We start from the raw sequence: 14,867 nt of genomic DNA, 5'->3' as shown, positions 1-14,867 counted from the left end.
TGAGTCAGTATTTTACCCACTTTTGAGTTGCCGGTAAAGCCCAATAGCTTAGTCGTAAGTCGTTAAGAAATAATGGATTATGTGCCATAAGATGTGAGGTGGCAGCGAGGGCAGAAACGACCGCATCTGGCTAAAAAGCAGCGACGCGTGGTGCCGTTTGCGCACAAACGGCACCACGCGTCGCCATCGCCGGTTGAAAAGAGCTGCTAATCGATGATTTGGATCGCCTTACCGTCGGCGCCGCGCTTGTAGAGCGGCAAGTGGCGGTAGTAGACCTCGAGCGTCAGGAGGCACATACAGGTCGTGCCCAGACGCCCGCACCCGCGGCCGATCCAGCCGTCTTCGATGTCCCAACTCCCCGCGTTCGTGTCGGCCCGGATCTGGGTTTGAACGAGCCAGTCGCGCATGCCGCCTTTACGGGTGCCGTCGGCTTGTCTCGGCCCTTCGTTCCACGTTTTCCAGTCGTCACCCTCGCAGAAGTGGACGACTTGAGTCGCGTAATAGTAGTAGTACATCTCTTTAACAGCGGGCGGCTTTCCGGTGGCCGATGAGAGGGGAGCCACTTTCATCAGCCCGCTGACGCCGTCGATCATGCCGTCCTTGTTCGGTCCCCATCCCGAGATGTAATACCGGCACAGCAGGCCGACCGCGGTCCGCGCGGTGCCCGGTTGGGCGTCGGAGTTGTCGGCGTACCCGTACATCGATTTCCGCGAGCCGGCCGCGGCCAGGTCGAGGAACTTCTCGGCCTTCTGGATCACCCGGTCGTCGACCACCAGTTCCTTGCTCAGCTTCGCGGCTTTGAGCGCCTGGATCTGCCAGCCGACGATCGAGGTGTCGCCGTTGCCGGTGTTGCCGTACCCCCAGCTCCCGTTCGGCCCCTGGGTGCGCTGGATGAAGTTGATGGACGCCTGCGCGTACGGCCTGAGGGCCGGGTCCTTGGTCATTCCGTACGCCTCGCACAGGGCGATAGTGGCGATGCCCTGGGCGTACACGTCGGTGCTCATGCGCCCGGCGCTGGCCCCGCTCGGGGAGCACAGCTTCATCAGGAACCCCAACCCCTTTTGAACCACCTGGTCGTAGTTCTTCTGCTCGTGCTCCTTACTTTTCTTGTGGGTCACGCCGGCCGCGAGGAACGGCAGCAGCGCCATCCCGGTGGCGGCGGCGCGCTCCTCCTTGCGGCCCTGGTCGTAGGTCCACCCGCCGTCCGCCTTTTGCTGCTTGGCCAGCCACGCCAGCCCCAACCCCACGGCGCGCTCGCTCTCCGCGTTGCCGCCGCCCTCGCGCAGCAGGCGCGATTTGGTCGCCCCCGACCGGCCCTGGACCATCGCGTTGCCGACCCCGGCGTTGCCGCCGCCGCCCGTCATGAACGAGCCGGTGTCACCGGCCACGCCCGGGGTGGTGAACTCGCGGATGTCCGAGATGCCCGGGAGCGTCGCGCCCTGGAGGTCGTTGTCCTGAACGGTCGGCTGGCCGATGTTGTCCATCGTGACCTTTTCGTCGACCGTCTTCGTGTCGAGCCGATCGATCTCGGGCAGCGCCGATTCGATTTTGGAGTCCACACCGAGGTCGTCGGTGGTGAGGTTCAGCTGCTCGGGTTCGTCCGACTTCTCGGCGGTGGTGGTGAGCGGCTTGTCCGGCTGCTTGGTTTCGGCGGTTCGGAAGCCGAAGAACAGGATCGCCAGCCCGAGCACGCCGGCGTGGATCGCGCCGCTCATGAGGCACGCCGGTACGTACTTCATCAGGAACCGCTCCTGAGCGGTCTCCTCAGCGAACTCCACCCGACGGATCACCGCCTCCTTCGGCTCTTTGACTTTTTTCTCGCTCACGGTCGTTCTCCTCGGGGCTGCGCCGGGGCGGCAAGCGGCAGCCGGATCACCAAGACAAGCGGCAAGTGGGCTGATGTGGTTCGCGACACTCAACCAATAGATCGTGTTCCGGCCCTTACGCTGCCGGGTCGAACGGATTTCGGCCCCGCACCGCGTCCATTTCCGCCCGGGCCTGTCGGTCGCCGCGGCGGTACCAGAGGGCAAACACCCCCGCGCACAAGATTAAAAGCGCCGCGCCGATGATGGCCCCCTCGGCGAACGCGTTCCACGTCACGGGCGTCGCGTGGTCGGGGTCGCGGCGCCCGATCGGCCTCTTCCCGATCAGTAACGGGGCGAGTTTGTCGATGTGCTTCGACGGGTTCTTGGCGTCCTCCTCGGCGGACTCGTACCGCATGCGCTTGAACGAGTAGCCCGCGAACGTCACCCACTTGTTAACGCGCCGGGCCGGGTCAACACCCTCGAGCGGCTCGCTGAACACGACGCACACCGGGTTCCCGCGCGGCTCGTGATCGGGGATCAGCCAGCCCTCGAAAAGCTGGTTCACGCCGGCGGCGCCGAGCCAGTCGTTCGAGTCCATGCGCCGCAGCGAAATCAGCCGGCCCTCGAATTTGACGAGCGACAGCCGGTGCCCGATGCGCGGCTCCTCGAACAGGTCCGCGAACCGCACGTCGGTGACCGCGTCGCGCTCCAGTTCCTCCGCGGAGAACCGGGCCGCGTGCAGCACGACCCGGTTGTACGCGGCGACCTCGGGCCACGTGGCCGCGGTCGGCCGGGTGCGGGTCATCTTCACGTCGTCTTGAATGAACTTGTAGAGCCGCAGGCTCTTGTCCAGCGCGGTCGGGGTCGGGCTTCCCGGGGGCGGCCCGGGGAGCGGGGTGAGCCCCTTCCCGATGAGGAGCGGCAGGTTCACAACCGCGCTGCCCTGTTCGCCCGCGACGCTCATGGTCTTGAAGAAGTACCCGGTGGCGGTGACCCACCCGTCGGCGTCGAGCCACTCCTCGGGCGCCTTGCCGCTCACCGCGGCGAGCGACTCCGGCAGGTCGGTGAACACGACCGACACCGGCGTGGCCGGCGATTCGTCGAGCGGCACGAGGCGGGCTTCGTACAGATCCTTCACACCGGAGCTGCGCAACTGCGGCGGGGGCACCAACCGGCGGACGCAACTCAGCTTGCCGTCGAACCGGATCAGCTCGGTTCGGTACGCGCGGGGGAATTTGGCGAACTCGAGCGGGACCAGGTCGCGGATGCCGTGCTCGTTGAGGTCGCGGGCGTTCTGCTTTCGCGCGTGAAGGACGTACTCGATCCAGGCGTCGTACTCGCGCGGGTTCTTGTCCTGAGCCGCGACCGGTTTGAAGTCCACAATTTCGGTGAAGATTGTGCGGTCGGTGTCTGGGATGCGGAGCTTGTCGTATCCCTTGCGGCGCGGCGAGTCGGCCGGCACCGGGTCGCGCCGGTCGAGGTCCGCCTCACTGGGCGTTTCTTTTTCGCCGTCCCCCTTGGTCTGGCCGCTCGTGTTTGAGTTGTTAGTGGGCTGGGCGCTCGCGAAGTCTACCGCCGAGAACGGACCGGGCGCGAAGCCGAACAGCGCCGCGAGCGCGAGGAGCGCGGCGGCCTTGAGTTTCAGCGGTACGGTTCCCACGGTCCCGGCGGACATGCGCGCCCCTCCAACACCTCATTTGACGACAAATACCGGCAGAAGTTCCAGGTTCCGATCCGGTTCCCACACCCTCTGCCGTTGCTCTTGAAGTGGAAATCAGACGGACGGAACGGCCCACCGCACTCCCGGAGCTGGTTCGGGAGTGCGGTGGGCGGAATGCGGAGGGCAAAACGTGTGCCCCGAGTCGCCCTCGCACTTCGCCTCGGGCGAGATCGGAGCGCCGAGCTTACCGGTTCTTTTTGTCGATGGGCACGGGCGAAATGTCGGTGAACCCGGCGCTGGTTCCGGTGTCCACGAGGCGAACGACGTTGTCCTGCGACAGCCGCGGCGGGAGTTCGAGCGTCAGCTTCATCGGCTGCTTCTGCGGCTCCCGGTCGCTAAGTTCCTTCTGGTACACCTCGAGCATGGACATGTCCGACCCGTCCGGGCGCTTGTGGAGCCCGGATTTCAGCTCTTTGGGCTCGGCGGCGCTGCCCTCCTGACTGAGGGTCATTTGTCCGATGTCGCCGTCGTCGGTGGCGAGCACGCGGACGATGTAATGGACCGGGGCGTCGGCCACGGCCGGGCTCGGGGCGCCCTGTCCCCCGCCGTCCTCCTTCGGCAGCGAGAGCATGATCTGGCCCTCGGTCGGGGCCGGCTTGAACGTCAGGATAAAGAACGCCAGTAACTGGAACGACATGTCCAGCATGGGCGTGATCGGCAGCTCCGGCTCGACGAAATCGGTGCCGGTGCGCTTGCGTGTGTGCCTCAACATGGGGCCAACTCATTTCTCGTTTCGCACCCGCGTTAATTCGCTGGGCGCGCGCCGCACGTGCCGGCAGTTCGCGGGCGAGCGTGTGCCGACGTCGCGTCAGCCCGGACCGCTTCCGGCGAGGATGGCTCGCAACTGAACCCGCTGGTACCCCGCGGAGCGGCACGCCTTCATGACCGGGTACGTTTTCTCGAACGGGCACGCCTTATGAACCCGCAGCACGATGAGCGTGCGGAGCGGCTTGTCCTCGTTACCGGGGCCGGCAATGAGCCGGTCCTCGTCGGCCCGGCGCTTCAGCCAGATCGCGAGCTGGACCGGGTTGTCGGACGACTCGCCGTCCTTGCCCAGCGCGCCCGGCGGGTAGATCACCTGCCCCTTTTCGTTCACGTTCAGGTAAAGCACGTAAGGCTCGGTCGCTTCGATCGCCCTGGCGGTCGTTGCCAGCGGGAGCTTGATGTCCACGTTCGTCTGGTCCATGACGAAGTTGGCGCACAGCATGAAGAACATCACGAGCTGCAACACGAGGTCGAGCAGCGGGGTGAAGTTCGGTTCGCACTTGTCGCTGCTGCCGTGGCTCATGGTCGGCGACCAGTGAGGGGTGAAGGGGAGCGTGGGGCCAGAGTTACGGGCCGCCGGCCCGTGCCTTAACTTCTCGCTCCGGGCGTCCTAGCGCGCCGCCGGGGGGGCGCCGTTGGCGGGCGCCGGGGTCGCGGGCGGCGGGGCCGCGGCCTTCTTCGAGTTGTGGTACATCTGCGTGAGCAGGTCGTCGGCGATGTGGCCCACGTCCATCGTTACGCGAGTGATGCGGTTCCGGTAGAACGCGTTGAAGAAGATCGCGGGCACCGAGATGGCGACCCCGAACAGCGTCACCACGAGGGCGTGCGAGATGCCCTTGGCCAACTCCGAGGGGTTCACCTGGGTCGCGGTCGCGAGCACGGAGAACGACCGGATCATCCCCCACACCGTGCCCACCAGCCCGAGCATCGGGCCGACGGTCGCGATCACCGAGTTGTAGTTGTTCTTCATCTCCTTGTCGCTCTTGATGCTTTCCAGCGTGTTCATCGCGGCCTCGCGGGCGTCCTCGAGGCCGTACTGGAGGCGGCTCATGCCGGCGGTCAGCACCTGGCCGAGGAACGACGGGTCGTTCCGCGCCATTTCAAATGCCTCTTTGAATTTGCGCTTGTTCACAATGTCGGTGAACTCGTCGACGAACCCCGGGGGGATGGCGGAGCCCATGCGGAGGTCGAGGAACAGGAGCACCACCAGCGCGAGCATGGCGAGGGAGATGAGTAGCAGCGGTATGCCGAACACGAACCCGAGAGACTCGAGCATGAACACGATGAGGCCGGTGCCGGTCTGCTCCTTGCCGCTCGCCGGCGTCGGGGCGTCCTGGGCCTGGGCCAGTTGCGCGAACATCGCCGTGACGACCAGTGCCAGTGCCGCCGCACACAGGAACCGGCCGGCGGACCGTAACCGCGGAGAGGAGATGCGTATCATTGCTGCGAATCCTGGAATCGGGTGTTCGCTGACGGAGCCGGTCCGAACCGACGTGTTTCCGTTGGACGCGAATCGCGGTGAAAAGTTCCGTCGCCAATCCGCGCCGGATCGGAACCCAGGGCGAGCACACGTTTCGGCGCCGCGGCCGTGACTTAATAGGACGGCAGAAAACGACTTTCGTCAAGCGGGATCGAACAAAATTTGCCCCTGCGCGGTCACACGCTGTTCAGCACAGGTCGCTACCCGGCGCTGAAAGTGCTGTTCGATTCGTGCTACCCTCTGGACACGGCCGTGCGGTTCCGGGATAGTCGAACGATCCCACCTGTCAGAGCGCCGCCATGTCCCCGTTCACCCATCCTCACCTCACGCGCCGCGACGCGATCCAGGCCGGCGCCGTCGGCCTGCTCGGCCTCGGAATGTCGCCGTTGAGTGCGCTCCGCGCGGAACCGAGCCCGCGGGCGCGGGCGGTCATTTACGTGTTCCTTTCCGGCGGGCTCGCGCAGCACGAGAGCTTCGACCCGAAGCCGAACGCCCCGGATTCGATCCGCGGCGAGTTCGGCACCACCGCGACGAAGACCCCCGGGCTGCGCGTCACCGAACACCTGCCGAAGCTCGCCGCGTGCTCGGACAAGTGGTGCGTCGTGCGCTCGCTGACGCACAAGTCGAACGACCACTCGCTGGGGCACCATATCATGCTCACCGGCCGCTCGGACGCGCCGGTCGGCTTCAACCCGAGCAAGCCGCAGCCCACCGATCACCCGAGCCTCGCCGCGATCGCCGGTGCGGTCACGCGGGCGCGGAACAACCTGCCGCCCGCCCTCGTGCTGCCGGACAAGATCGTTCACAACGCCGGTCGGGTGATCCCGGGGCAGTTCGCGGGCGTCATGGGACGCGCCCGCGACCCGTGGTTCCTCGAAGCCAGCGCGTTCGAGCCGAAGGCGTACGGTGCGTACCCCGAGTACGAGTTCGACCACCAGCAGCGGCCGTTTCAGCCTGTGCGTAAGGGGTTTACTCTGCCCGACCTGAGCCTGCCGCAGGGGATCGGGGCGGAACGGTTCGCGGACCGGCTCGACGTACTGGCCCACCTCGACAGGCAGCGCAAGACGTTAGCCGAGGCCGCCAGCACGGGCGCGCTCGACCGCTCGCGCGCCGACGCCGTGAGCCTGCTCACCGACGCCCGGGTGCGGGCGGCGTTTGATCTGAAGCGGGCGGACCCGCGGGACGTGGAGCGGTACGGCAACAACGCGTTCGGCTGGTCGTTGCTGATGGCCGCGCGCCTCGTCGAAGCCGGGGTGAATCTGGTTCAGGTGAACCTGGGCAACAACGAGACCTGGGACACGCACGGGAACGCGTTTCCGCACCTGAAAGACAAATTGCTCCCGCCGACGGATCGCTCGCTGTCCGCCCTGATTGCCGACCTCGACCAGCGCGGGTTGCTCGGTTCAACGCTGGTCGTGGTGGCGGGCGAGTTCGGGCGCACCCCGCGCGTCAGCACCTTGACGCAACACTACAAGGGGCCGGGTCGTGACCATTGGGGCGCGGTGCAGTCGGTTCTGCTCGCGGGCGGCGGAGTGAGCGGAGGGCGCGTGGTGGGCTCATCGGACAAGAACGGCGGCTTCCCGGCGACCGATCCGCAGACGCCGGAAAACTTCGCGGCGACCATTTATAGCGCACTGGGGTTGCCGAAGACGGCGGCGTGGCACGACGCGGAGAACCGCCCGCACCACCTCTACCACGCCGACCCGATGCCCGTGGCGTAACGGCGCGTCAACCCGGCTGGAGGGGCGGCGCTGCTTCGCGGTATAAATCGGGGGACGCTCAAGGAGGGCTCACATGTCCGCTGTACTGACCGCCGCGCCTTTCACGCCGACGTTCCTGAACGAGGCGTCGATCGCGAAGTTCTCAACCGAGCGGTACGACCGCATGGTTGGGGCGGGGATCTTTACGCCGGACGACGACGTCGAACTGCTTGAAAACTACGTGGTGCTCAAGATGCCCAAGAATCCTGCGCACGACGGCACGGCACTCCGTATTCGTAAGCGACTCTCACGTGCGCTACCGACAGGATGGGATATCCGCGAACAGGGCACGCTGGCACTTTCTGATAGTCGCCCGGAGCCGGATTTCGCGGTCGTTCGCGAAGACCCGGCCGATTACACGACGCGACACCCGACCCCGGATGACACGGCGCTGGTGATCGAAGTTGCGAACGCGTCGCTGCTCCGCGACCAGCGCGACAAGGCCCGCATTTACGCCCGCGCGAATGTCGCTTGCTACTGGATCATCAATCTTGAAGAGCGCCGGGTCGAGGTTCACACGCAACCGTCCGGCCCGGGCGCCGCTCCGGCCTACGCTTCTGTGCAAAACTACACACCCGGCGACGCGGTTCCGCTCGTTCTCGACGGCACGACGGTCACCTCGATTCCCGTCGCCGATTTGCTCCCGTGATTGTTCGCTGCTGTTTCGTGCGCGCACCGCATTCCGCACGGGTGCCGGTTACCGCGCGGCGAACTGAAGGGCGAAAAATACGCCCACGCCGATCGCAAAGACGGCCAGAGAGTACAAGCCGATTTGAAGCACCCCGAGCTTTTGGCCGCTGTTCTTCATGTACTGCGTGCGGCACCGGGTGCAGGACACCAATCCAAAGATCGCTGGCCCGATGAGCCCGCCCCACCACGTGAATGACACCTTTGTGGATCGGCGGTTCCCGCAATTCGGGCACGTTCCCGGGCGCGGCCCACGGCGGCGCGGGCGGTCATCTTCATCGTCCTCTTCGCCCACCGCGCGGTCGAAGTCGAAGTCGTTGGCGGGGCCACGACTTTTGCCACGGCGCGGGCGGTCGTCGTCATCGCTTCGCGCAACCGGGCGTGCCTTCGGCTTCGGTTTCGGTGCGTTTGGGTCTTTCGCGACAAAGTCCTGATCGCACTTCGGACAAGTAACCCACTCGCCGAGGTCGGCCGTTTCAACCTTGACGTTGGCTTGGCACTCGGAACACGGGACGCGAACGTACTCGGGCGCGCTCATCGGCTCGTTCTCGGGCGTGTTGGTGGTGCCGGCGGTCCCGATACGGTACAACAAGTTTCCGGAGCGAACAATTCTCCGTCGGAAAGTTACACTACTCCGGAATTTCGGCCCGCTCTCGGCTCAATAGTGCTTGGCGCCCTGTAACGTTAACCCTTTGCGGCGGTGCCCTGTACCACGCGCACACGCCTCTCATCAGATTCCCGATTACGCCGCGCTGCTCGACTGTGACCCGAAGGCAGAACTGACTGTCACCGGCTGAGGGCGATTTCGCACGCCCGCGCTTCTTCGCGAGCTTACATTTCCCGATACAATAGAACCTGACTCAGCATTCTGACTCTTCGAGCGGGGGGAACCTTCAATGGCCACCGATACCACCTTTCGCGGTCACGTTTACGACGACATCACGCAGACGTTCGGGAACACTCCGTGCATCCGCCTTCGGAAGGTAGTGGGTGACGCGAAAGCCACGGTGATCGGTAAGCTGGAGAACTTCAACCCGTTGTGGTCGGTGAAGGACCGCATCGGGGTGGCGATGATCGACGCCGCGGAGAAAGCCGGCAAGATCGGGCCGAACACGCTCATCGTTGAACCGACGAGCGGTAACACCGGTATCGGTCTCGCGTTCACGTGCGCTGCACGGGGTTACAAACTCGCGGTGGCGATGCCCGAAAGCATGTCGTTGGAGCGCCAGCGCCTCCTGAAGGCGCTCGGCGCCACACTCGTCCTGACGCCACGCGAGCTGGGAATGAAAGGCGCCGTGTCGAAGGCGATGGAAATGTTCCAGGAAGCGGGCGGCGAGCCGAAGGCGTTCATCCCGCAGCAGTTCAAGAACCCGGCGAACCCCGATGTCCACCGCCGCACGACGGCCGAGGAGATCTGGCGCGCGACCGGCGGAACGATCGACATTTTGGTGTCGGGCGTCGGTACCGGCGGGACGATCACCGGGTGCGGCGAGGTGCTGAAGTCGCGCAAGCCGTCGGTGAAGTGTATCGCCGTCGAACCGACGCAAAGCCCGGTTCTGACGCAGCACATCGTTCAAGGGGTGCCGAAGGACCAGGTGAAGCCGCTGGGGCCGCACAAGATCCAGGGCATCGGCGCCGGGTTCGTGCCGGACGTGCTGAACACCGCGATCATCGACGAGGTCGTTCAGGTGACCGACGACGAAGCTTTCGAGATGGGCCGGCGGCTCGCGAAAGAAGAAGGGATGCTGTGCGGCATCTCGTGCGGCGCCGCGGCCCACGCGGCGGTGAAAATCGCCCACCGCCCCGAGAACGCCGGGAAGGTGATCGTGGTGGTGCTGCCGGACCTCGGCGAGCGGTACCTCAGCACCGCGCTGTACCCGCAGGATTGACCGGCCCCGTGGGGCGGGGCACAGACCACCGCCCCGCGGCCCTACTTCCGCTGGCTGATGATGAATTGGCAATTCGGCAGTGCCGCTTTGAGTTCTTTCCCTCCCTCTTCGGTCACGTCGGTTTGGTGCAAATCAACGCTGGTTAAGTGCTTGAACGTGGCGAGTGTCTTCGCGCACGCGTTCGTCACCTTCGTGTGCGTCAGATTTAGGCGCCGAAGTTTGGTTAACGGGGCCAGGTTGCGGACGCCGGCGTCCGTTACTGGTGTGTCGCGCATCGTGAGCCCGGTGAGGTTCGTGAGTGCCGCGATTTCTTTCAGATCCGCGTCAGTGATTTTTGTGGAGCCGAGGTCGAGTCCGGATAACTGCTTGAGGGCGGCAAGTTCTTTCAGCCCCGCGCCGGTGACCTTGGTGTTGGACAAGCCGAGGTGGCCGAGCGTGTCGAACCCGGCCAACTGTTTCAGCCCCGCGTCCGTGAGCGGCGTGCCTCCGAGTTCAAGTAACCTGAGGCTCTTGAGGCCGGTCAGTTCGCTCAACCCGTCACCGGTGATTCGCGTCCCGCTCAGGAACAAGAACTGCAACTTGGTCAGGAGCGCGAGGTCCTTGAGGCCGGGGCCGGTCACCGGCGCGTTCACCAGCATGAGGGTTTTGAGTTCCGAGAGCGGAGCGATTTCTTTCAGTCCCGCGTCGGTGACGCTGGTCTCTCGTAGGTCGAGTTGGCGGAGCCCGCGCACCCCGACCAGTCCCCTCAGCCCGGCATCAGTTACAATTTTTGAGCCGAGTGAGAGTGTCCTCAGTTTGGTCAGGGCCGCCAGGTGTTTGAGGCCGCTGCCAGACACCTTCGTGTAATCGAGGACGAGGTCCGTCAGCTCCGTCAGGCCTGCAATTTCCCTCAACCCTTCGTCCGTGATCTGTGTGTAGGAGACGTTGAGAACGGTCAACTTCGGGAACCGGGCCACGTCTTTTAACGCGGCGTCCGTTACCTGAGTGTTAGTGAGGTTGAGGTTCGTCAGACCGGCGAACAAGCTGAGTTCCTTGAGCCCGGCATCGGTAAACGTCTTCGCGCCAGACAGGTCGACTCCGGTTACCGCACCGTCCGATAGGAACACCCGCCCGCCCGACTTTTCAACGAACTGAACGGCCGCCGTTTCGTCGCCCGCGCGGGCCGGGAAACTCCAGACCGTACCAACCCCGAGCAGCAACACCCGCAACATGACGATCGCGCCTTCGGCGTGTGACGGAGCGGACCAGAGACGATGATGTTAACGCGCGTGCGGCGCGGAGCAAACGGCGGCCGCCCGATACAAATTCGTCAAAATCACTCGTGCCGGAAAGATAATAACAATGAGATAGCGTTCCACGTGGAACATCAACGGCGGTAAGAGTAAGTTCGGGCATCCGCACTTCGCGCCGCCGCCCCCCAGCCGCTACAATGCACAGGAGCCACAACTCACTCGGTGCCGTCGAGCCGCCTGGGGTCGGAACGCACCCCGGGACTGGAACCGGTGCCACACGGAGATCACCGCAATGCCCAGCCCGTTTCCTGGCATGGACCCGTACCTCGAAACGCCGAAACTCTGGCCCGCGTTCCAGCACCAACTCCTCGCGTGCCTGTACCAAATTCTCCTCCCGGGTCTTGTGGACCGTTACCGCGCCCGCGTCGGCACCCGCACCTACACCTCCGAGATGCCGCTGTTCACTTCCATCGTCCGTGAGGAGTTCGCGGAGGAGTTCATTGAGATCCGCAACCGCTCCGATGGCAAGCTGGTGACGCTGCTCGAAGTGGTGTGCCCCGCGAACAAAACCACCCCCGCCGGGCGCGCCGCGTACCTCCACGCCCGTCAGCAGGCCCTGGCGCAACGGGCCGGGGTTGTCGAAATCGACATTGTGTTACAGGGTAAGCCGCTGCTCACGTACTCGCGCGACGGTCTGCCGGAGTACGACTACGCGGTCACGGTGACACGCTCGAACGCCCCGGACCGGTACGAGATTTACACCGCGACGCTCCAGAAGAAGCTGCCGAAGTTCAAGCTCCCGCTCGCGGCCGACGACCGCGACGCGCTGCTCGACTTGCAGGCCGCTTTCGGTCGTGCCTACGACCTCGGGAGCTTTGCCGGCCAAATTGATTACAAGAGCCCGCCGCCGCCCGATGTGCCGCTCTCGTCCGCCCACCGCACCTGGACCGAAGACCTCTTCAAGCAACTGAAGTTGCGGTAGCTTCACACGCAGCACCAGCCCGCAGGAGTAAACTCTTGGCGGGTCACAAGCGGTCACTCCGGTTAGGCGCGAATTCTGCGTAAAGCGGTTGAGTTCCCTTACTCCGGAGGGAGGGATTATGCGCTTTTCGCCGAAGATCTCTGTTGCTAGGGCAAATTCGGCTTAGAATCATGCGATAACTGAACTCGTGACGCGCGGCCCGTTTTTGGGTGCGGCGGGCGCGAGGTTCGACTGCTCCGCGCGACGGATCGCACACCGGCTCACATGGAGTCGTCAGCCGTGGGTACTTCCGTCTTCCCGCGCTCGGTTGCCGCGCTGTTGCCCCCCATGCGAGACACCGACCCGACCGCCCTGTTGCGCGAACTGCTCGCCAGCGGGGTTGTGGCGAACGAGAGCTACGAGGCGCTTGACGCCGCGGACCGGTTCGCCGTCGATCACGCGCCCTCCGCCGCCGCCCTGCTCGATCAACTCGTTCGCACCCGCCTGCTCACCGAGTTCCAGGCCGCCCGCGTGCGCACCGGCCGTCTCCACGGCCTCACCCTCGGCAACTACCGGTTACTCGATCGGATCGGCACCGGCGGCATGGGCGTGGTGTACCGCGCCGAGCACCGGCAGTTGCGTACGGTCGTCGCGGTGAAGGTGCTGCAGCCGTCGCCGGAGGTGAACCCGCGGATGCTCGCGCGGTTCTTTCTCGAGGCCCGCGCCGTCGGGCAGCTCAAGCACCCCAACATCGTCGCCGCGATCGACGCCGGGGAGGAGCCGGCCCGCGGCCCGGACGTTCCGGCGCTGCCGTACTTCGTGATGGAGTTTCTCGCGGGGGCGGACCTGGAGCGCGTCGCCGCGGCGGCCCCGCTGTCCGTCGGGTTCGCGTGCCAGATCGCGCACCAGATCGCCGACGCGCTGATCGAAGCGCACCGGCTGAAACTCGTCCACCGCGACATCAAGCCGTCCAACGTGCTGGTCACGCCCGACGGGCAGGCCAAGCTGCTCGACTTCGGGCTCGCGCGGCTGCCCGGGGAGGAGCGCATCACCCGCACCGGCGCGCAGCTCGGCACGGTCGGGTACATGGCGCCCGAACAGGCCCGCAACGCGCACGACGTGGACGCCCGGGCCGACGTCTTCGGGCTCGGCTGCACGCTCTACTTCGCGCTCACCGGCCAGGCCCCGTTTTCGAGCGTGACGGCCGCGTTCGGCCCCACGCCCAGCGCCCGGGCGTTGCGGCCCGAGGTGCCCGCCGGGCTCGACGCGGTGGTGAGCCGGATGATGGCCGCGGAGCCCGCGCAGCGGTACCCGACGGCCGAGGCCGCGATGCGGGCGCTGCTCGCGTTCCTCCCGGCGAGCGCGGGCGCTCTGCCCGCCCGTGCGCAGGGGCCGCTCACCCCACCCCCCGGCGGCGCGCGGGCGTCTGCGGACAGCGGCCCGTGCGCGACCACGCACACCTCGCCGGGGCGCGTTCTTATCGTCGACGATCAGATAGACATCCGCCGGCTGTGTCGGGTCGCGCTCGGGGCCGAGGGGCTCCAGTGCGAGGAGGTCGGTAACGGCCCGGACGCGGTCGCGCTGGCGTGTCAAAAGGCCTACGACTTGGTCCTGTTGGACGTGGACCTGCCCGGGTTCAGCGGCGAGGAGGTGTTGCGCCGGCTGCGCCAGCGCCAGCCCACCCGGCACCTGAAGGTGGTGATGTTCTCCGGGGCCGCCAGCGGCGACGAGCTGTCGCGCATCATGCTGGCCGGCGCCGACGACTTCCTCACCAAGCCGTTCAGCGTGGTGCAGCTCCGCGCCCGGGTTAAGGCCGCGCTGCGCCTGAAGGACGCACAGGACCGCGCGGACGTGCTGAACCGCGAGCTGCTCACCGTCAACGCCGAACTGGAGCAGGCCCTTGAGGCCCGCGACGGCGAGTTGCTCCGCGCCCGCAACGGGCTGGTGCTCGCGCTCGCGAAGCTGGTCGAGCACCGGTCCGCGGAGAGCGGCCGGCACTTGCAGCGGCTCCAGCGGTACTGCCGCGCCCTCGCCGAGGGGGCCGCCGCCCTGCCCGCCTACGCGCCCCAGATCGACGCCACCTTCATCCGGGTGCTCGAGGACGCGGTGCCGCTCCACGACATCGGCAAGGCGGCGCTGCCGGACCACATCCTGAACAAGCCCGGCCGGCTCGACGAGGGCGAGCGCACGCTGATGGAGGCCCACACCACCATCGGGGCGGACACGCTCCGCGAGGTGGCCCGTCAGCACCCGTTCGCGACCGGCTTCTTGCACGTGGCGATCGACATCGCGCGGGGGCACCACGAGCGCTGGGACGGGAGCGGGTACCCGGACCGGCTGTCGGGCGAGGGCATCCCGCTGGTCGCCCGGCTGGTGGCGTTCGCGGACGTGTACGACGCGATGCGGAGCCGGCTCGTGTACAAGCCCGCCCTGTCACACCACACGGCGGTGCTCGTGATCACCGAGAAATCGGAGGGCCAGTTCGACCCCGGGCTGCGCGAGGCGTTCCTCCAGGCGGCCCCGCAGTTCGATCGCATCTTCCGGGAGCTGGGCGACTGAGCGCGGCGC

Annotated in this window: 12 protein-coding genes; 5 read left to right on the top strand and 7 right to left on the bottom strand. The window is 66.1% G+C overall.

Annotated elements, in window-relative coordinates:
* Positions 1-206: 206 nt before the first annotated feature.
* The 5 genes from GobsT_RS37370 to GobsT_RS37350 form a co-directional block, all read right to left on the bottom strand.
* The gene (locus GobsT_RS37370) at positions 207-1,826 is read right to left on the bottom strand and encodes a prenyltransferase/squalene oxidase repeat-containing protein (protein ID WP_010040762.1); all 1,620 of its coding nucleotides are present in this window, start codon (positions 1,824-1,826) and stop codon (positions 207-209) included.
* A gap of 115 nt (positions 1,827-1,941) precedes the next feature.
* A complete protein-coding gene (locus GobsT_RS37365) occupies positions 1,942-3,480 on the bottom strand; it encodes a hypothetical protein (protein ID WP_010040764.1) in 1,539 nt (512 codons plus the stop codon).
* Between the two features lie 229 nt (positions 3,481-3,709).
* Complete coding sequence (locus GobsT_RS37360) at positions 3,710-4,237, bottom strand: ExbD/TolR family protein (RefSeq protein WP_010040766.1); 528 nt, start codon at positions 4,235-4,237, stop codon at positions 3,710-3,712.
* A gap of 96 nt (positions 4,238-4,333) precedes the next feature.
* Positions 4,334-4,813, bottom strand: coding sequence for an ExbD/TolR family protein (locus GobsT_RS37355; RefSeq protein ID WP_010040769.1), 480 nt, complete (start codon positions 4,811-4,813; stop codon positions 4,334-4,336).
* An 87-nt stretch (positions 4,814-4,900) separates the two neighbouring features.
* Complete coding sequence (locus GobsT_RS37350; RefSeq protein ID WP_010040776.1) at positions 4,901-5,731, bottom strand: MotA/TolQ/ExbB proton channel family protein; 831 nt, start codon at positions 5,729-5,731, stop codon at positions 4,901-4,903.
* A 338-nt stretch (positions 5,732-6,069) separates the two neighbouring features.
* On the opposite strand from GobsT_RS37350, the gene GobsT_RS37345 reads away from it, so the two are divergent.
* Positions 6,070-7,491 carry a DUF1501 domain-containing protein gene (locus GobsT_RS37345; protein WP_010040779.1) on the top strand — a complete coding sequence of 474 codons (1,422 nt, stop codon included), beginning with the start codon at positions 6,070-6,072 and terminating at the stop codon, positions 7,489-7,491.
* Between the two features lie 73 nt (positions 7,492-7,564).
* Positions 7,565-8,179: a Uma2 family endonuclease gene (locus tag GobsT_RS37340; protein WP_010040782.1), complete on the top strand. Its 615-nt coding sequence runs from the start codon at positions 7,565-7,567 to the stop codon at positions 8,177-8,179.
* Between the two features lie 48 nt (positions 8,180-8,227).
* On the opposite strand, the gene GobsT_RS37335 is transcribed toward GobsT_RS37340, so the two are convergent.
* Complete coding sequence (locus GobsT_RS37335; protein WP_010040784.1) at positions 8,228-8,806, bottom strand: hypothetical protein; 579 nt, start codon at positions 8,804-8,806, stop codon at positions 8,228-8,230.
* 307 nt (positions 8,807-9,113) lie between these two features.
* Between GobsT_RS37335 and cysK the strand changes: the two genes are divergently transcribed.
* Complete coding sequence (cysK, locus tag GobsT_RS37330) at positions 9,114-10,106, top strand: cysteine synthase A (protein ID WP_010040788.1); 993 nt, start codon at positions 9,114-9,116, stop codon at positions 10,104-10,106.
* 41 nt (positions 10,107-10,147) lie between these two features.
* Here cysK and GobsT_RS37325 read toward each other — a convergent pair whose 3' ends face one another.
* Positions 10,148-11,317, bottom strand: coding sequence for a leucine-rich repeat domain-containing protein (locus GobsT_RS37325; protein WP_010040791.1), 1,170 nt, complete (start codon positions 11,315-11,317; stop codon positions 10,148-10,150).
* Between the two features lie 313 nt (positions 11,318-11,630).
* Here GobsT_RS37325 and GobsT_RS37320 point away from each other — a divergent pair, with 313 nt between their 5' ends.
* A complete protein-coding gene (locus GobsT_RS37320; RefSeq protein WP_010040793.1) occupies positions 11,631-12,320 on the top strand; it encodes a DUF4058 family protein in 690 nt (229 codons plus the stop codon).
* Positions 12,321-12,599: 279 nt separating this feature from the next.
* On the top strand, positions 12,600-14,858 hold the full coding sequence (locus GobsT_RS37315) for a protein kinase domain-containing protein (RefSeq protein ID WP_162097367.1): 2,259 nt from the start codon (positions 12,600-12,602) through the stop codon (positions 14,856-14,858).
* Positions 14,859-14,867 lie beyond the last annotated feature (9 nt).

Source organism: Gemmata obscuriglobus, assembly GCF_008065095.1.
GTDB classification, from domain to species: Bacteria; Planctomycetota; Planctomycetia; order Gemmatales; family Gemmataceae; genus Gemmata; species Gemmata obscuriglobus.
The sequence above is the reverse complement of the archived record's forward strand: the minus strand, read 5'-3'. Positions and strand labels throughout refer to the sequence as shown.

Bases quoted from the DNA above. Each gene is read 5' to 3' on its own strand.
- GobsT_RS37365 (WP_010040764.1), bottom strand. From the start codon at position 3,480: ATGTCCGCCGGGACCGTGGGAACCGTACCGCTGAAACTCAAGGCCGCC.
- GobsT_RS37360 (WP_010040766.1), bottom strand. From the start codon at position 4,237: ATGTTGAGGCACACACGCAAGCGCACCGGCACCGATTTCGTCGAGCCG.
- GobsT_RS37355 (WP_010040769.1), bottom strand. From the start codon at position 4,813: ATGAGCCACGGCAGCAGCGACAAGTGCGAACCGAACTTCACCCCGCTG.
- GobsT_RS37350 (WP_010040776.1), bottom strand. From the start codon at position 5,731: ATGATACGCATCTCCTCTCCGCGGTTACGGTCCGCCGGCCGGTTCCTG.
- GobsT_RS37345 (WP_010040779.1), top strand. From the start codon at position 6,070: ATGTCCCCGTTCACCCATCCTCACCTCACGCGCCGCGACGCGATCCAG.
- GobsT_RS37340 (WP_010040782.1), top strand. From the start codon at position 7,565: ATGTCCGCTGTACTGACCGCCGCGCCTTTCACGCCGACGTTCCTGAAC.
- cysK (WP_010040788.1), top strand. From the start codon at position 9,114: ATGGCCACCGATACCACCTTTCGCGGTCACGTTTACGACGACATCACG.
- GobsT_RS37325 (WP_010040791.1), bottom strand. From the start codon at position 11,317: ATGTTGCGGGTGTTGCTGCTCGGGGTTGGTACGGTCTGGAGTTTCCCG.
- GobsT_RS37320 (WP_010040793.1), top strand. From the start codon at position 11,631: ATGCCCAGCCCGTTTCCTGGCATGGACCCGTACCTCGAAACGCCGAAA.